Origin of the sequence: Streptomyces sp. NPDC048257 (assembly GCF_043201855.1) — a bacterium.
GTDB lineage: Bacteria > Actinomycetota > Actinomycetes > Streptomycetales > Streptomycetaceae > Streptomyces.
This window is the reverse complement of sequence record NZ_JBICZI010000008.1, coordinates 251,144-267,496: the sequence shown is the minus strand read 5'-3', so window position 1 is coordinate 267,496 and position 16,353 is coordinate 251,144. Positions and strand designations below refer to the sequence as shown.

14 protein-coding genes are annotated in these 16,353 nt (G+C 70.8%); 6 read left to right on the top strand and 8 right to left on the bottom strand.

The features are described from left to right. Positions 1-382: 382 nt before the first annotated feature. Genes ACGFZK_RS19330 through ACGFZK_RS19310 form a run of 5 tightly spaced genes read right to left on the bottom strand, consistent with a single transcriptional unit; the run spans position 383 to position 6,300 of the window. Positions 383-1,393, bottom strand: a complete 1,011-nt coding sequence (locus ACGFZK_RS19330; RefSeq protein WP_393850071.1) for a LacI family DNA-binding transcriptional regulator — start codon at positions 1,391-1,393, stop codon at positions 383-385. Continuing rightward, a complete protein-coding gene (locus tag ACGFZK_RS19325; RefSeq protein ID WP_393850070.1) occupies positions 1,381-2,970 on the bottom strand; it encodes a glycoside hydrolase family 13 protein in 1,590 nt (529 codons plus the stop codon). The genes ACGFZK_RS19330 and ACGFZK_RS19325 overlap by 13 nt, the downstream gene beginning before the upstream one ends. Before the next feature lie 51 nt (positions 2,971-3,021). Next, positions 3,022-3,954, bottom strand: coding sequence for a sugar ABC transporter permease (locus tag ACGFZK_RS19320; RefSeq protein ID WP_393850069.1), 933 nt, complete (start codon positions 3,952-3,954; stop codon positions 3,022-3,024). A 2-nt stretch (positions 3,955-3,956) separates the two neighbouring features. Next, entirely contained in the window at positions 3,957-5,018 is a 1,062-nt protein-coding gene (locus ACGFZK_RS19315) for a carbohydrate ABC transporter permease (protein WP_393850068.1), read from the bottom strand. 7 nt (positions 5,019-5,025) lie between these two features. Beyond that, complete coding sequence (locus tag ACGFZK_RS19310; RefSeq protein ID WP_393850067.1) at positions 5,026-6,300, bottom strand: extracellular solute-binding protein; 1,275 nt, start codon at positions 6,298-6,300, stop codon at positions 5,026-5,028. Positions 6,301-6,522: 222 nt separating this feature from the next. On the opposite strand from ACGFZK_RS19310, the gene ACGFZK_RS19305 reads away from it, so the two are divergent. The 4 genes from ACGFZK_RS19305 (at position 6,523) to ACGFZK_RS19290 (ending at position 11,325) form a co-directional block, all read left to right on the top strand. Further along, positions 6,523-8,181 carry a glycoside hydrolase family 13 protein gene (locus ACGFZK_RS19305; RefSeq protein ID WP_393850066.1) on the top strand — a complete coding sequence of 553 codons (1,659 nt, stop codon included), beginning with the start codon at positions 6,523-6,525 and terminating at the stop codon, positions 8,179-8,181. Between the two features lie 26 nt (positions 8,182-8,207). Further along, on the top strand, positions 8,208-9,242 hold the full coding sequence (locus ACGFZK_RS19300) for a LacI family DNA-binding transcriptional regulator (RefSeq protein WP_393850065.1): 1,035 nt from the start codon (positions 8,208-8,210) through the stop codon (positions 9,240-9,242). A gap of 79 nt (positions 9,243-9,321) precedes the next feature. Then, positions 9,322-10,332, top strand: coding sequence for a DUF389 domain-containing protein (locus ACGFZK_RS19295; RefSeq protein ID WP_393850064.1), 1,011 nt, complete (start codon positions 9,322-9,324; stop codon positions 10,330-10,332). A gap of 102 nt (positions 10,333-10,434) precedes the next feature. Then, on the top strand, positions 10,435-11,325 hold the full coding sequence (locus ACGFZK_RS19290) for a phosphatase PAP2 family protein (RefSeq protein ID WP_393850063.1): 891 nt from the start codon (positions 10,435-10,437) through the stop codon (positions 11,323-11,325). Between the two features lie 22 nt (positions 11,326-11,347). Here ACGFZK_RS19290 and ACGFZK_RS19285 read toward each other — a convergent pair whose 3' ends face one another. From ACGFZK_RS19285 to ACGFZK_RS19275, 3 genes are all read right to left on the bottom strand, one after another. Next, on the bottom strand, positions 11,348-11,779 hold the full coding sequence (locus ACGFZK_RS19285) for a GNAT family N-acetyltransferase (RefSeq protein WP_393850062.1): 432 nt from the start codon (positions 11,777-11,779) through the stop codon (positions 11,348-11,350). A gap of 43 nt (positions 11,780-11,822) precedes the next feature. Then, positions 11,823-13,892: a phosphocholine-specific phospholipase C gene (locus tag ACGFZK_RS19280; RefSeq protein ID WP_393850061.1), complete on the bottom strand. Its 2,070-nt coding sequence runs from the start codon at positions 13,890-13,892 to the stop codon at positions 11,823-11,825. A 118-nt stretch (positions 13,893-14,010) separates the two neighbouring features. Then, the gene (locus ACGFZK_RS19275; protein ID WP_393850060.1) at positions 14,011-14,526 is read right to left on the bottom strand and encodes a GNAT family N-acetyltransferase; all 516 of its coding nucleotides are present in this window, start codon (positions 14,524-14,526) and stop codon (positions 14,011-14,013) included. A gap of 296 nt (positions 14,527-14,822) precedes the next feature. Here ACGFZK_RS19275 and ACGFZK_RS19270 point away from each other — a divergent pair, with 296 nt between their 5' ends. Both ACGFZK_RS19270 and ACGFZK_RS19265 read left to right on the top strand, forming a co-directional pair. After that, positions 14,823-15,110, top strand: coding sequence for a hypothetical protein (locus ACGFZK_RS19270; protein WP_393850059.1), 288 nt, complete (start codon positions 14,823-14,825; stop codon positions 15,108-15,110). A gap of 461 nt (positions 15,111-15,571) precedes the next feature. Further along, positions 15,572-16,342 carry a CAP domain-containing protein gene (locus ACGFZK_RS19265; RefSeq protein ID WP_393850058.1) on the top strand — a complete coding sequence of 257 codons (771 nt, stop codon included), beginning with the start codon at positions 15,572-15,574 and terminating at the stop codon, positions 16,340-16,342. Positions 16,343-16,353: the final 11 nt, after the last annotated feature.

The following is a 16,353-nucleotide window of genomic DNA, read 5'->3' as shown; positions in this document are numbered from 1 at the left end:
GCCGAAGGCCATCGCGAAGCGACGCGACGAAGGAGCGCCCTTGAGGGACCGGCCCGAACCGGAGAGACGATGAGACTGACGGGAAACCCCCATACCCATCCCTGATGCCGATCAAGTGGCTCCCGCCCACCCGAAGCCCCCGCCCAGCATCACGCTCCCGGCCGCCCGGCTCCCGCCGCCCCGGACCCCGCCGCGCCGCCCGCCCCCGCCCCCGCAACTCCCGCCCACCCGAAGCCCCCGCCCAAGGCCCGGGCGGGTCAGGGCTCCAGCTCCGGACAAGGCTCTCGCCCAGCAGCCTCCCGGAACGCCACCGCCCAGGGCACGGGAAAGGCCCGCGCCCCACGGGGCGCGGGCCTCATCCACCGAACACCGCCCGGGAGGGCTACGGCACCTGGCCCGTCGAGCCGCGTACCACCAGTTCCGGCTGGAAGACGTACTCCGTGCGCTGGACCGGGGTGCCCGACACCGCCTCCAGGAGGGCGCCCACCGCCGCCGTCGCCATCGCGCGTACGGGCTGGCGCACCGTCGTCAGCGGCGGGTCCGTGAACGCGATCAGCGGGGAGTCGTCGAAGCCGACCACCGACACGTCCTGCGGCACCCGCAGCCCGCGCTCACGCGCCGCCCGGATGACGCCGAGCGCCATCGGGTCGCTGCCGCACACGATGCCCGTGCAGCCGCGGTCCAGCAGGGCCATGCCCGCCGCGTGTCCGCCCTCCACCGTGAAGAGCGTGCGCTGGATCAGCCCCTCCGCCTCCGCCGACGGCAGCGCCGCGAGGAACCCCTGCTCCTTGCGGGCCGACGGCACGTACCGCGTCGGCCCGATCGCGAGGCCGATCCGCCGGTGCCCCAGGTCCTGCAGGTGCCGTACGGCGATATCGGCCGCCGAGCGGTCGTCCGGGGAGATGAACGGGGCGTTCACCTGCTCGTTGAAGCCGTTGATCATCACGAACGGCAGGCCCCGGGCCGCCAGCCGCTGGTAGCGCGCCGGGTCCGCGTGGGAGTCCGCGTGCAGGCCCGACAGGAAGACGATCCCGGTGACCCCGCGCTCCTCCAGCTGTTCCACCAGCTCGTCCTCGGTGGCTCCGCCCGGCGTCTGCGTGCACAGCACCGGCGTGTACCCGTGCCCGGCCAGCGCCTGCTCTATGACCTGTGCGAACGCCGGGAAGATCGGGTTCGTCAGCTCCGGGATGAGCAGCCCGACCAGGCCGTTGCTACGCCGTTTCAGCCGTACGGGCCGCTCGTAGCCCAGCAGGTCGAGCGCGGCCAGCACCTTGTGCCGGGTGCCGGCCGCCACGCCCGGTTTGCCGTTGAGCACGCGGCTGACGGTCGCCTCGCTGACCTCGGCCTGCGCGGCGATGTCCGTCAGCCTCAGCGGGGAAGTCACCCCTGCCACCACACCGTGCAGTCCGCCGGAAGGACGTCGGGCTCACCGAGGTCGCCGCTCGCCAGCAGCGCCGTACCGGGCGCGGGCAGCCGTACCGGCTCGTCGGTGGTGTTCACGGTGCAGACGAAGTCTCCGCGCCGGAAGGCCAGTACGCCGGCCGGGGCGGGCAGCCACTCGACGGCGTCGCCCGCGCCCAGCGCCGGGTGCGCGCGCCGCACCCGCAGGGCGGAGCGGTACAGCTCCAGCGTGGACGCCGGGTCCCCGGTCTGCGCCTCCACGCTCAGCCCGGCCCATTCCGCGGGCTGCGGGAGCCAGCTGCCGCCCGTGCCGAAGCCGTACGGGGCCTGGTCGCCGCTCCACGGGATCGGTACGCGGCAGCCGTCACGGAGCCCGTCCTGGCCGTTCGCCTTGAAGAAGGAGGGGTCCTGGCGCACCTCGTCCGGGAGGTCCACCACCTCCGGGAGGCCGAGCTCCTCGCCCTGGTAGACGTACGCCGACCCGGGCAGCGCCAGCATCAGCAGCGCGGCGGCGCGCGCCCGCTCCAGGCTGCCGAAGCGGGTGCGGTGGCGGACCACGTCGTGGTTGGACAGCACCCAGGTGGTGGGGGCGCCGACGGGCCGCATCGAGTCGAGCGACTCGTCGATGGTGGCGCGCAGCGCCTCGGCGTCCCACCCGGTGCTCAGGTAGTGGAAGTTGAAGGCCTGGTGCAGCTCGTCGGGGCGCAGGTACAGGGCGGTGCGGTCGGCGCTGGGGGTCCAGGCCTCGGCGACGCCGATGCGGTCGCCCGCGTACTCGTCGAGGACCAGGCGCCAGGAGCGGTAGATCTCGTGGACGCCGTCCTGGTCGAAGAAGGGCAGGACCTGGTTGCCGAGCAGCTTGAGCTGTTCGTCGCGGCCGAGGTCGGGCAGGCCGGGGGCCTTGACGAGGCCGTGGGCGACGTCGATGCGGAAGCCGTCGGCGCCGAGGTCGAGCCAGAACCGCAGGATGGAGCGGAACTCGTCCTGTACGGCGGGGTGTTCCCAGTTGAAGTCCGGCTGCTCGGGGGCGAAGAGGTGCAGGTACCACTCGCCGTCGGCGACGCGGGTCCAGGCGGGGCCGCCGAAGATGGACTCCCAGTCGTTGGGCGGGAGCTCTCCGGACGCGCCCTGTCCCGGGCGGAAGTGGAAGCGGTCGCGCAGCGGGGTCCCGGGGCCTTCGCGCAGGGCCTGCTTGAACCATTCGTGCTGGTCGGAGCAGTGGTTCGGGACGAGGTCCACGATGATGCGCAGGCCCAGTTCGTGGGCTTCGCGGATCACGGCGTCGGCGTCGTGCAGGCTGCCGAACATCGGGTCGATGGCCCGGTAGTCGGCGACGTCGTAGCCGGCGTCGGCCTGCGGGGAGGCGTAGAAGGGGCTGAGCCAGACGGCGTCGACGCCCAGCTCCTTGAGGTAGGGCAGGCGGCTGCGGACGCCTTCGAGGTCCCCCATGCCGTCCCCGTTGGAGTCGGCGAAGCTGCGCGGATAGACCTGGTAGATCACCGCTTCTCTCCACCAGCCGGGCTGGGTGCCGGTGGAGGTGGGGAGTGCGTCGGCGAGGTGCTGGGTCATGGTGTCCTTGGAGAGATCGGGCCGGGGGTGAGAGGGGGCAGGCTCGGGTGGTCAGCCCTTGGTGGCGCCTGCCGTCATCCCGGCGACGAGGTGACGCTGGGCGAAGACGAAGAAGATCGCCGCGGGGATGGCGATGAGGACCGAAGCGGCGCTCATGGCTCCCCAGTTGGAGGTGTACTGCGTGACGAAGGTCTGCAGTCCGCCGGCCAGGGTGAGGTTCTCCTCGCCGACCATGAAGGCGGAGGCGTACGCGACCTCGCCCCAGGCGGTGATGAAGGCGTAGAAGCCGGTGACGGCCAGGCCGGGCTTGGCGAGCGGCAGGATGAGGCGCCAGAAGGTGCCGAAGGGGTTGAGCCCGTCGACGCGGCCGGATTCGTCGATCTCCACCGGGATGGTGTCGAAGAAGCCCTTCATCATCCAGGCGCAGAACGGCACGGCGATGGTGAGGTAGGTGATGATCAGGCCGAGGGGCTGGTTGAGCAGGCCCAGGTCGCCCATCAGGTTGTAGAGCGGGACGATGAGGATCGCCATCGGGAACATCTGCGTGATGAGCAGGGTCCACATCAGCGGCCGCATGCCGGGGAACTTGAAACGGCTGACCGCGTATCCGGTGGTGGCGGCGATGAAGACGCCGAGGACGGTGGTGACGCCGGCGACCAGGACGGAGTTGGCGAACCAGCTGAGGAAGTGGCTCTGCTCCAGCAGGTACGTGTAGTTGCTGAGGGTCGGTTCCTTGACGAAGTCGGTGGTGATCGCGTGCTTGGCCGGCTTGAGCGAGGTCAGCAGGATCCACAGCACCGGGAAGACGGCGATCACGGACGCCACGACGAGGGTGGCGTGCAGGCCGACGGAGGCGATCGGGGACCGGCTGCCCCGGGTCCGCACGGTCTTCGTGCCGGTGGTCTTCGTGCCGGCGGTGCTGGTGCGGGCGGTCTTCGTGTCGGCGGCGGTCGTGTCGGCGGTGGTCGTACGAGCGGTGGTCATGGTCACCACACCTCTCCCTGCTTGCGCAGCGAGCGCCGGTAGACCAGCGCGAAGATCATGAGCAGGGCGAGGATCAGGACGCCCCACGTGGCCGAGCCGGCGAAGTCGCGCGGGCTCGACACGAACGCCTCGCGGAAGGCCTGGGTCACCAGGATCTCGGTGGAGTCGCCGGGTCCGCCCCGGGTGAGCAGGAAGATCACCGGGAACATGTTGAAGGTCCAGATGGTGGAGAGCAGGATCACCGTCATGCTCACCGCGCGCAGCCCGGGCAGGGTGATGTGCCGGAACCGCTGCCAGGCGCTGGCGCCGTCCATCTCGGCGGCTTCGTAGAGCTCGCCGGGGATCGACTGCAGGCCGCCGAGCAGGGCGACCATCATGAAGGGGACGCCGAGCCAGACGTTGACGGCGACGACCGAGAACTTGGCCCAGGTCGGGTCGTCGAGCCACGGGATCGCGGCGATGCCGCCCCCGTCGAGGATCTTGTTGAGGATGCCGTTGTCGCGGTTGAAGAGGAACCGCCAGGCGAAGACGGAGACGAAGCCGGGAACGGCCCAGGGCAGGATGAGCGCCATCCGGTAGGCGGCGCGGCCCTTGAAGTCCCGGTTGAGCATGTTGGCCAGGGCCAGGCCGAGCGTGAAGGTGATGGACACGCACGCGACGGTCCACACCACCGTCCACACCAGCCGCTGCAGGAACACCGGGTCGCCGAGCACGGCCACGTAGTTGTCGAGTCCGACGAACTCGTACGTGGCCTCGATGTGCCGGACGCCGATGGTGCGCGAGACGTTGCGCTCGTTGGCGTCGGTCAGCGACAGGTAGACGCCCCGGACCAGCGGCCAGCCGATGATCACTCCGAGGACGAGCACCACCGGGGCGACCATGGCCCAGGCGTACCAGTGCGTGCCGAGGGCGCGCCGGAGGCCGGACGCGCCTTTTCCGCCGCGGTTACCACCACGGTTACCGCTGTCGCTGTCAGTCCTGCGGCTCCGGCCGCGGGCGGCGGCGTCGTTCTCGACGTCGTCGCCCGCGGCCTTCGCCACCGACTGGCTGGTGTGAGCAGCCATGGTTTCGTTACTTCCAGCCCTTGAGGATCTTGCGGAACTCGACGCCGGCCGCCTTGGCCGCGTCCTCCGGGCTCGATGCCCCGGTGATCGCCTTGGTGTATTCGACCTTCAGCGGCTCGAAGAGGGAGCCGTTCTCCGGGATCCAGGCGCGCTCGACGGCCTTGTCCACGGCCGGCTTGAAGAACTGGACCATCTCGCTGCTCTTGACGTCCGGCTGGTCGTAGGCGGCGGTACGGGTCGGGAGCAGGCTGAGCTCCTTGGCCGACTGCACCTGGACGTCCTGCGAGGTCATGTACTCGACGAAGGCGTGCGCCGCGGCGGTGTTCTTGGATCCGGCGTAGACGGCGAGGTCGTGGCCGCCCTGCGGGGCGCCCGCCTTGACGGAGCCGGCCGGGACCGCGGCGATGCCGAGGTTGGCCTTGTCCTTGAACTGGTCGCCGGCGAAGCTGTCGGCCACCGCCCAAGGACCGTTGATCATCATGGCCGCCTGGCCGGTCTTGAAGGCGGTCTGCATGTTGTTCCAGCCGTCGGTGGCGTTGGTGATCGCCGCGCCGGAGGTGACGAGGTCACGAGCGGTCTTGAAGGCCTTGACGCCCGCCTCGTTGTCGACGGTGACCGTCTTGTTCTTGGCGTCGACCAGGTCGCCGCCCTCGCCGTAGATGAGGGGGAGGAACCAGTAGGAGTCGTCGCCGCGGAGGTAGAGGCCGGCCTTGCCGGTCTTGTCCTTGATGGCGGCGGCGGCGGTCTTCAGCTCCTCCAGCGTCTTGGGGGGCTGGACGCCGGCGTCGGCGAGCATCTTCTTGTTGTAGAAGAGGCCGAGGGTGTCGATGACCTGCGGGACGGCGTAGGTCTTGCCCTCGTACTTACCGCTGGCCGCGGCCTGCGAGAGGAACTCGGCGTCGACCTTCTTCGCCGTCTCGGCCGGGACCTCGTCGAGGTAGCCGAGGGAGGCGAAGTCCGCGACCCAGCCGACGTCGGCGCGGATCACGTCAGGCGCGTCGGAGCCGCTGCTGAAGGCGTTCTTGACCTTGTTCTGCGCGTCGCCGTACGGGACGTTGACGTACTTGACGGTCACCTTCGGGTGCTTCGCGGTGAACGCCTCGGCGATCTTCTGGAAGCTGGCCTTCTCGGCGTCGTTCGAGGTGTCCCACCACGTGACCGTGCCGGAAAGCTCGCCGCCCGCCTGGGACCCGCCGGCTGCGTCCTTGTCGTCCCCACCGCAAGCCGTCGCCGCGAGCGCCAGGGTCGCGACCAGCGCGGTGGCCGCTATGCCACGCCGCATATGAACTCCTTCGATGATCCCGGCCGCGCCCTCGCGGTCCCGAGTTGCCAGGAACGTAACAAGACTGAAAGAGGACCGAAAGGCCTTGCGGCAATTTTCTGCAAGAGACGCTGATCGTTACATCCGTGTGTCCCTACGGTTGCCGCAGCTTGCTGTTAGTTCGAGTCACCTTCGACTGTCCGGGCCCGCAACCAGGGGGCGTGTAGCCGCGTTGACCCCGATATGACCCACGACTCGACGGCCGTCCAGCTTGCAAGCTCTTCCAGCAACGCGACCGCGAGCGATGGCGGCTGGTGGCGTGATGCCGTCATCTATCAGGTGTACGTACGTTCCTTCGCCGACAGCGACGGGGACGGTATCGGCGACCTCCGCGGGGTCCGCTCCCGCCTCCCCCACCTGGCCCGCCTCGGGGTCGACGCCGTGTGGCTCACCCCCTTCTACGTCTCCCCGCAGGCGGACGGCGGCTACGACGTCGCCGACTACCGGGCGGTCGACCCGCTCTTCGGGGACCTCTCCGACGCCGACGAGCTCGTGCGGGCCGCGCACGCGCTGGGGCTGCGGGTCATCGTGGACGTGGTGCCGAACCACACCTCCGAGCAGCACCCGTGGTTCCGCGCCGCCGTCGCCGGGGAGCCGGGCCCCCGCGAGCGCTACCACTTCCGCCCGGGGCGGGGTGCCTCCGGGGAGCTTCCGCCCAACGACTGGGAGTCGATCTTCGGCGGCCCGGCCTGGACCCGGGTCCCGGACGGGGCGTGGTACCTGCACCTCTTCGCCCCCGAGCAGCCGGACCTCGACTGGGACCACCCGGAGGTCGCCGCCGAATTCGCCTCCGTCCTGCGCTTCTGGCTCGACCTCGGCATCGACGGCTTCCGCATCGACGTCGCCCACGGCATGGTCAAGGCGACGGGTCTCCCGGACATCGGCCGCGGCGCGCAGGCCACCCTCATCGGCACCGAGCCGCTCCCCTTCTTCGACCAGGACGGGGTCCACGAGATCCACCGCTCCTGGCGCCGCCTCCTCGACTCCTACGGGGGCGGGCGCATCGGTGTCGCCGAGGCCTGGGCGCCGACCTCGGAGCGGCTCGCCCTGTACGTGCGCCCCGACGAGCTGCACCAGGCCTTCAACTTCCGCTTCCTGAACTGTCCCTGGGACCCGGCCGCGATGCGCACCGTCATCGACGAGTCCCTGGCCGCCACCACCGCCGTCGGCGCCCCGACCACCTGGGTGCTGTCCAACCACGACGTCGTGCGCCATGTGACCCGGTACGGGGGCGGGGCCCGCGGGCTGGCCCGGGCCCGGGCGGCCGCCCTGCTGATGCTGGCCCTGCCCGGCTCGGCGTACCTCTACCAGGGCGAGGAGCTCGGCCTCCCGGAGGTGGCGGACCTCCCGGACCGCGTCCGCCAGGACCCCGCCTTCCTGCGCACCGCCGGCCAGGACGGGCTGCGCGACGGGTGCCGTGTGCCGCTGCCCTGGTCGGGCGCGGAGCCCCCGTACGGCTTCGGGCCGGCCGGCAGCTGGCTGCCGCAGCCCGCCGGCTGGGGCGGCCTCAGCGTCGCCGCCCAGACCGGCGACCCGCACTCCACGCTGGAGCTCTACCGGGCCGCGCTGGAGCTGCGCCGGGCGATGCCCGGTCTGGGGGCGCCCGAGGCGGGGACCGGGGCCGGGGCCGACGACGCGTACCCCTGCGGGATGCACTGGGAGGCGGCCCCCGAGGGAGTGCTCCTCTTCACCCGCCCCGGCTTCGCCTGCACCCTCAACAGCCGCTCCGGCCCGGTCGAACTTCCCGCGCCCGGACGTCCCGTACTCTCCAGCGCCCCGGTGGATACGGACGGGCGGACCGTCCGGCTTCCCCCGGATTCGTGCACCTGGTGGTCATCGTGAACGTCCGACCGGTACAGTCCAATCCCGTGACCGCACGGCTAGCCGACATCGCAGCCCAGGCGGGGGTCAGCGAAGCCACAGTCAGCCGCGTGCTCAACGGCAAGCCCGGTGTGGCCGCAGGCACCCGTGAATCCGTACTGGCCGCCCTCGACGTACTCGGCTACGAGCGGCCCGTGAAGCTGCGCCAGCGCAGTGCGGGGCTCGTCGGTCTGATAACTCCGGAACTGGACAACCCGATCTTCCCGGCGCTCGCCCAGGTCATCGGCCAGGCCCTGACCCGGCAGGGGTACACGCCGGTGCTGGCCACGCAGACGCCCGGCGGGTCCACCGAGGACGAGCTGACCGAGATGCTGGTCGACCGCGGGGTCTCCGGGATCATCTTCGTCTCCGGCCTGCACGCCGACACCACGGCCGACATGGGCCGCTACGACCAACTCCGCGGGCAGGGCGTCCCGTACGTCCTCATCAACGGGTTCTCCGACAAGGTGCAGGCCCCCTTCGTCTCCCCCGACGACCGGGCCGCGATGCAGCTCGCCGTCACCCACCTGGCCGCGCTCGGGCACACCCGGATCGGGCTCGCGGTCGGGCCGAAGCGGTTCGTGCCGGTCCTGCGCAAGATCGAGGGCTTCCGGCTCGGCATGAAGGAGCGGCTCGGGCTCGGCGAGGCCGAGACCGAGGAGCTGATCCAGCACTCCCTCTACTCGCTGGAGGGCGGCCAGGCCGCCGCGGCCGCGCTGATCTCGCGGGGCTGCACGGCTGTGGTGTGCGCGAGCGACATGATGGCGCTCGGCGCGATCCGGGCGGCCCGGCAGCAGGGGCTGAAGGTGCCGCAGGACGTGTCGGTGGTCGGCTTCGACGACTCCCCCCTCATAGCGTTCACCGACCCGCCGCTGACCACCATCCGCCAGCCCGTGCAGGCGATGGGGCAGGCGGCCGTCCGCACCCTGCTGGAGGAGATCGGCGGTACGCCGGCCCCGCACAGCGAGTTCGTCTTCCTGCCCGAACTGGTGGTGCGCGGCTCGACGGCCTCGGGCCCCGGCCAGCGCCGCCGGGACCAGTAGCGCCGGAGCACGTGTCCCTTGGCGCCGGGAGAACGTGTCCCTGCGGCGGTGAGGCGACACCGGTCCCGATACTGGGCAGATGCCCATGCCCGGCCGCCTTCGCGACAGGATCCTGCCCGACCACAAGCGACGCTCCCTGGAGGACCTCCAGGAGGATCTCGATCTGTCGTCGGGGGACAGCCGGGCGAAGCAGTCGGCCTTCTGGACCATGCTCACGCTGTCCTCCGTGATCGCCGCGTGCGGGATCCTGACGGACTCCACCGCCACCGTCATCGGCGCGATGATCATCGCGCCGCTCTCCACGCCGATCATGGGCATCGCCCTCGGCGCCGTGCAGCGCCGCCGCTCCACGGCCCTCGCCTTCGTGGCGCTCGGCGGCCTGCTGGTGCTCCTGATCGGCGCGGTGGCCTCCCTGGTGGTGCCCGGCTCGTACGACCTGCTGACGGACAGCCAGATCTCCAGCCGGACCTCCCCCGGGCTCCTCGACCTGATCGCCGCTCTGGCCACGGGCTTCGCCGGCGCCGTGGCGCTGTCCCGCAAGGACGTCGCCGCGGTCCTGCCGGGGGTCGCGATCGCGATCTCCCTGGTACCGCCGCTCGTGGTGACGGGCGTGTGCGCCGGCCAGACGTCGTGGTGGCTCGCACTGGGCGCGCTGGTGCTCTTCGTGTCCAACCTCCTCGCCATGGTCTTCGCGGGCATGGTGGTCTTCGCCGCCCTCGGGTACACCCGGGCCGCCGGACACCCCGACCGGGCAGGGGCTTCCCGCCGGGCCTACGTGATGCTCGGGCTGCTGTTCACCGCGATCGTGCTCCCGCTGGGCGCCAACACGGTGACCACGGTCCTGCTGAACGCGTGGACCGCACGGACCTGGAGCGCCGCGGAGAGCTGGCTCTCGAAGAGTCCCGGCGCCGCCGTCACCGGCGTCGACGCACAGTCCAGGACCTTCTACGTCCACGTCCGCAGCCCCGGCGACCTCCCGCCGATCGAGGACCTGCTCGGTGACCTCGAAGGGCAGGTCCCCGACGGCGTCCCCATCGTCGTCGACGCCACCCGGGGTCAGCAGATCGTCGCCGGGAAGGTCGGGGACTGACCCGGCGCCCGGTCCGTGTCGTACTCAGGGGGGACGGGAGGCGGCGAAGACCGTCCCGAGGGATGATCGGAGGCGAGAACGCATCTGGCAGACTCTCTCCCCATGGGTGAATCGAGCGTGAAGACACTGGAAACCCGGACGGATGTCTCATCACCCACCGTGGCTGAGACCGAGACCCGGCCGGGGTCCGAGCGCACCCTGCTCTCCCGGTTGCGTGCCCCTCGCCGGCCGCGGATCTGGTTCGAGGTCCTGCTCATCGCGATCAGCTACTGGACGTACTCGCTGATCCGCAACGCGGTGCCCGAGCAGAAGGCGGCGGCCCTCGCCAACGCCGACTGGATCTGGGGCGTGGAGCGGACCCTCGGCATCGCCGTCGAGCAGTCGGTCAACCACACGGTCAACTCCGTGACGTGGCTGATCGTGGGCATGAACTACTACTACGCCACGCTCCACTTCGTCGTGACGATCGGCGTGCTGGTCTGGATCTATCGTTTCCATCCGGGGCGGTACGCCGCCACCCGCATGGTCCTCTTCGCCACGACGGGCGTGGCCCTCGTCGGCTACTACTGCTACCCGCTCGCCCCGCCCCGGCTGATGAACGGGCAGGACTTCATCGACACCGTGCTGGTGCACCACACGTGGGGCTCGATGGCCTCCGGCAACCTCAAGCAGATGTCGAACCAGTACGCAGCGATGCCGTCCATGCACATAGGGTGGTCGCTCTGGTGCGGCCTGACGATCTTCGCGGTCGCCTCGGCCCCCTGGGCCCGGATCCTGGGCCTGCTCTATCCGACGGCGACCCTCGTCGTCATCGTGGCCACCGCCAACCACTTCTGGCTCGACGCCGTGGGCGGCATGCTCTGCCTGGCCTTCGGCTACACGGTCTCGCGCTCCTGGTACGGCTCGTTCGCCCACCACCTGCCCCGCCACCCCGAGCACGCGGGCCCGCACCCGGCATCGGAACTGCTGAACCGCATCCGCACCCGCGCCTGAGGGCGGGCGCGGCGCCGGCCGGCTACTGCTCCCCGAGGGCCATCCACTTCTCCGGGGTGGCGAGGGGCTCGAAGCCGGCCCGGGCGTAGACGGCGTGCGCATCGGCGGTGGCGAGCATGACCCGGCGCAGTCCGTACGGCTCCAGCTGCTCGCACACCGCATCGACGAGCGCCCCGCCGAGCCCCTTGCCGCGGGCGCCCGGATCGACGTAGACGTCGCAGAGCCAGGCGAAGGTGGCCCGGTCGGTGACGACCCGGGCGTACGCGAGCTGGGCCCCGGAGGCCTGGTCGTAGAGGCCGAAGTTCAAGGAGCCCGCGATGGCGTCCTCCTGCTTCTGCCGACTGCGCCCGAGGGCCCAGTACGCATCCTCGGACAGCCACCGGTGGACCCGAGCGACGTCCAGTCGGGTGGCGTCGGTGGACATCTCGTATCCGTCGGGGAGGTCGTTGCTCATCCCGGCATCCAAGCAGCACCCGCTCGTCCCGTGCCAGCGGATATCAGGAGGACTGGTCCGTCAGGATCGCCGGGTCCGACAGGCCGGCCGCGCCGGTTTCCACCTTCCCGGCGAAGCGGCGGCCGAAGTCGGCGACCTCGGACGCGGTGACCTTCACGTCGTACCAGCGCCGCGTGTTCTTCAGCGAGACGCTGTACGTGACGGTGGCGCCCTTGGCGACGGTGAGGCGCTTCGGTCCGCCGCCGTAGGCGTTGGTGACCGTGAGGGTCACGGTCGACGCCCCGGCGTTGGTGAGGGTGAGGTCCAGATTGCCCGTGGTGGCGTTGTGGCGGGCGGTGACCTCGGGGCCGAGGGTGGTGCCGGGGTTGCGGAAGCCGCGCAGGAAGCCGTTGGGGCCGTGGACGGTCAGGTCGGTGACGCCCGCCGAGTAGCGGGTGTTCCAGGTGTCCGAGATCGACTTGCCGGCCTCGGTGGTGTACGTCCAGGGGGCGTCGGTCCGGTTGCCCGCGGTGACGTGGAACTGCGCGCCGAGGTCCGGGCCGCCGCTGAACGTCAGCCGGAACTTTGCCTCGGCGGTGAGCGCCGCGCCGTCCACGTACGGGGCGTACCGCAGCGGACGGGTGCGGCACAGGCCCTTCTCCTGGCGGGGCATGCTCGCGACGGCCGGCGGGGTGGCCCGGAAGTCGGGGTGGCGCTCGCGGTCCTGCGGCTCCCACGGGCCCGTGTCGGGCAGTGACACCGTGGCGGTGTCCTTGCGCGCGAAGTCGAAGGCCGAGGTCAGGTCACCGCAGACGGCCCGGCGCCAGGGAGAGATGTTGGGCTCGTGGACACCGAAGCGCTGCTCCATGAAGCGGATGACGGAGGTGTGGTCGAAGGTCTCGGAGCAGGAGTAGCCGCCGGTGCTCCAGGGCGAGACGACGAGCATCGGAACGCGCGGGCCCAGCCCGTACGGTCCGGCGACGTAGCCGGCCTTGCCGGGGAAGACGTCGAGTGCGGTGGGCGTGGTCGACAGGCCCTGGCCCGCGTTCGCGGGGGCGTACGGCGGGACGACGTGGTCGAAGAAGCCGTCGTTCTCGTCGTAGGTGATGAAGAGCGCGGTACGGGCCCACACGTCGGGGTTGGAGGTGAGCGCGTCCAGCACCTGCGCGATGTACCAGGCGCCGTAGTTCGAGGGCCAGTTGGAGTGTTCGCTGAATGCCTCGGGGGCGGCGATCCAGGAGACCTGGGGCAGGGTTGCGGCGGCGACGTCGGCGCGCAGCCGGTCGAAGTAGCCTTCGCCGGCCTTCGCGTCGGTGCCGGTGCGGGCCTTGTCGTGGAGCGGGCTGCCGGGCTGGGCGCTCCGGTAGTTGTTGAAGTAGAGGAGCGAGTTGTCCCCGTAGTTGCCGCGGTAGGCGTCGTCGATCCAGCCCCAGGATCCGGCGGCGTCGAGGCCGTTGCCGATGTCCTGGTAGACCTTCCAGGAGATGCCGGCCGCCTCCAGGCGCTCGGGGTAGGTGGTCCAGCCGTAACCGGCCTCGGCGTTGTTGAGGACCGGGCCGCCGCCCTGGCCGTCGTTGCCGGTGTGGCCCGACCAGAGGTAGTAGCGGTTGGGGTCGGTCGAGCCGATGAAGGAGCAGTGGTAGGCGTCGCAGAGGGTGAAGGCGTCGGCGAGGGCGTAGTGGAACGGGATGTCGTCGCGCGTCAGGTACGCCATGGTGGCCGGAGTCTTGGCGGGCACCCAGTTGTCGTACTTGCCCTTGTTGAAGGCGCTCTGGCCGCCCGCCCAGTCGTGGTTGAGGCCCTGGAGGAACTCCATGCCGAGGTCGTCGGAGGGCGGGCGGAAGGGCAGCGTCTCCTTGCCCGCGTTGTCGGCCTGGTGCCAGACGGACTTGCCGCTGGGCAGGGTCACGGGGCGCGGGTCGCCGAAGCCGCGGACGCCGCGCAGCGCACCGTAGTAGTGGTCGAAGGAACGGTTCTCCTGCATCAGGACCACGATGTGCTCGACGTCGGCGATGGTTCCGGTCGTCCCCTGCGCGGGGATGGCGGCGGCGCGCGCGATGCTCTCGTTGAGCAGGCTCAGGGCGGCGGCGCCGCCGGTGAGCTGGAGGAAACGGCGGCGGTTGAGTTCTGCCATGGCGGGAGAGACCTCTGCTTCGTTCGGGGGTGCGTGACCGCTCCCAAGAACAGCGTGCCCGGAGTACCGGAGAGGGAGCCGGATGTGACGGCGGCGGGTACGCCGGGCGAACGGCAGGCTATGGGGGTGTCAACGCGCGCTCGTACGCGACCTGGACGAGGGGCTTCCCGTCGCCGAAGTCGTAGGTGCGTGCGGCGGCGCACTCGGTGAAGCCGCACTTGGCGTAGAAGCGACGGGACTGCGGGGTGTCGCGCAGTGTCCACAGGTGTGCCCGGGCGAACCCGTCGTCGCGCAGGTGCTGCAGCGTCTCCGTCATCAGCGCGGCGGCGATACCGCTGCCCCAGCTGTCGGGGTGACTGTAGAAGGAGAGGATCTCGGCGAGACCCGGGCCGTCCTCGGCCGAGGACGGCCCGAAGGCCGACAGTGCCAGGGGACGACCGTCGTGTTCGGCCAGCAGGATCGTGGCGGCGGCTCCCTGCCCGACCCTTTCGTGCCATCGCGTTCGCCTGCTCCGGACGCCGTCCGCGGCGAACTCCGGATCGAAGAAGGGGGCGTAGGCCGCCTCCCAGGCTGCGGCGTGGATCTCGCCGAGGACGTCCCCGTCGTGCCGGCCGGCGCGGCGAACTGTGAACATCCGGTCACCCTAAGGCCTGTCCCGGGGCGCCGCCCCTACGCAAAGCGTACGGCCGCTCTGTCAGGACTTCCTTACAGCCGCGCACGCCCTCCCGCGATGTCGGACGCGGAGACGCCCGGTCGTGGGGAGGTGCGCCCGGTCGTACGGTGGAAGAAGGCGCGCGCCCCCGCAGCAGCCTGCGGCGGTGCCCGCTCCTCCCCAGGCCGCGCAGCACCCCGTGGCCGCCGCAGGGCGGCCGCCGTCGGAAGCCGGGTGGTGTGGGCGGCTCCCCCAGCCCTCACGAGGGAAAAATTCTGATGCGTACCAAGAAGAGCCGGATTCGCCGCGTGTGCGTCACTGCCTGTACCGTCCCGCTGCTCGTTCTCGGCGGCGCGGCCACCGCGATCGCCGCCCCCGCGGACATCCCTGCCTGCACGAACATGGCCGCGCAGGCAGGTACCGAGGTCACCGACGCCGTCACGGCGTCCTGTCGGCTTGGCGTGGTCGGCGATCTCCAGGGCTGCGTGAACGGCCTGACCGAGGCCGGAGTGCCGGGTGGCGCCGCGAACGGCGCCTGCCGGGTGGCGGCCCAGGAACCGCGGTAGATCGATCGCAGCGCCCGTTTCCCTCCGTACGTCGCCGGCGCAGAGCGAAGGCGACCCGAGCGAAACGGGCGCACCCGTGCGGGAAACAGTGACATGCGTCACGGTCGGCACGTCGGCGATGGGCTTTCTTGATGGAGCGTTAACCCGCCGACATTTCGATATTTGTCCCTTTTGGAATTGACATTCCCCTCTCCGCCGGAAACGGAATACCCGATACCGGCGAGCTCGCCCCCGACCGGCCAGGTCACAGCCAGTTCTGATCACTCATCAGATGGTTGCGGGAGTGACCAAATCGTGATGATGCACGATCACAGTCCCGTTTCAAGCCGCCTGCCGACCGCCCCGGGCTCGTGATCAGCGGAAACTTGCCAGGCCATTCAGAGGCTTTTAAGAATGGCGGCCTCTTCGGCGCCCTGCGATTCCGGCGCCGGAAGCTTCGCGATCACTGAATGAGGTCAGGCATGCAGAAGCATCGGAAGAAGTCGTCCTACAAGAAAATAGTCATCGGCGTCGGCGCGCTCGCCATCGTGGGTGTTCCCACCGCCGCCATGGCCTGCTTCGACACGCAGGACGACGGCAACAGCCGGACGCGGACCGTGAGCCACCAGCAGCAGCGTCCGTGGCAGTACGCGCCCTCGGCCACTCCGAGCACCTCGGCACCCGTGGACGTCCCGCTCCCGGCCACGTCGCCGAGCAGCCCCGCCGAGGCCTCCCCCAGCAGCCCCGCCGAGCCCTCGCAGCCCGTCGTGGAGACGACGCCGCCCACGCAGCAGCGGCCGGAGCCGGCGAAGCCGCCGGTCGCCACCAAGAAGCCGCAGGCGCCCCAGCCGTCGAAGCCGGCCGCCCCGCCGGCCTCCGGCGACGTCGCCGCGGTCCTCGCGCTCGTCAACCAGGAGCGCGCCGCCGCCGGATGCTCGGCCGTCTCCCTCAACGCGAAGCTCACGAAGGCCGCGCAGGACCACAGCGCGGACATGGCCTCCCACAGCAACATGTCCCACACCGGCTCCGACGGTTCGGACCCGGGCGCGCGCATCACCCGCGCCGGGTACACGTGGCGCACGTACGGCGAGAACGTCGCCTACGGCTACAGCTCTCCCGAGAAGGTCATGGAGGGCTGGATGAACAGCCAGGGCCACCGGGAGAACATCCTGAACTGCTCCTTCAAGGAGATCGGCATCGGCCTGGCGCAGCCCGGCAACTACTGGACGCAGGACTTCGGCACGGCGCGCTGACGCACCGGAGC

Bases quoted from the DNA above. Each gene is read 5' to 3' on its own strand.
- ACGFZK_RS19315 (WP_393850068.1), bottom strand. From the start codon at position 5,018: ATGGCTGCTCACACCAGCCAGTCGGTGGCGAAGGCCGCGGGCGACGAC.
- ACGFZK_RS19280 (WP_393850061.1), bottom strand. From the start codon at position 13,892: ATGGCAGAACTCAACCGCCGCCGTTTCCTCCAGCTCACCGGCGGCGCC.
- ACGFZK_RS19305 (WP_393850066.1), top strand. From the start codon at position 6,523: ATGACCCACGACTCGACGGCCGTCCAGCTTGCAAGCTCTTCCAGCAAC.
- ACGFZK_RS19295 (WP_393850064.1), top strand. From the start codon at position 9,322: ATGCCCATGCCCGGCCGCCTTCGCGACAGGATCCTGCCCGACCACAAG.
- ACGFZK_RS19290 (WP_393850063.1), top strand. From the start codon at position 10,435: ATGGGTGAATCGAGCGTGAAGACACTGGAAACCCGGACGGATGTCTCA.
- ACGFZK_RS19265 (WP_393850058.1), top strand. From the start codon at position 15,572: ATGCAGAAGCATCGGAAGAAGTCGTCCTACAAGAAAATAGTCATCGGC.
- ACGFZK_RS19325 (WP_393850070.1), bottom strand. From the start codon at position 2,970: ATGACCCAGCACCTCGCCGACGCACTCCCCACCTCCACCGGCACCCAG.
- ACGFZK_RS19310 (WP_393850067.1), bottom strand. From the start codon at position 6,300: ATGCGGCGTGGCATAGCGGCCACCGCGCTGGTCGCGACCCTGGCGCTC.
- ACGFZK_RS19320 (WP_393850069.1), bottom strand. From the start codon at position 3,954: ATGACCACCGCTCGTACGACCACCGCCGACACGACCGCCGCCGACACG.
- ACGFZK_RS19285 (WP_393850062.1), bottom strand. From the start codon at position 11,779: ATGAGCAACGACCTCCCCGACGGATACGAGATGTCCACCGACGCCACC.
- ACGFZK_RS19270 (WP_393850059.1), top strand. From the start codon at position 14,823: ATGCGTACCAAGAAGAGCCGGATTCGCCGCGTGTGCGTCACTGCCTGT.
- ACGFZK_RS19275 (WP_393850060.1), bottom strand. From the start codon at position 14,526: ATGTTCACAGTTCGCCGCGCCGGCCGGCACGACGGGGACGTCCTCGGC.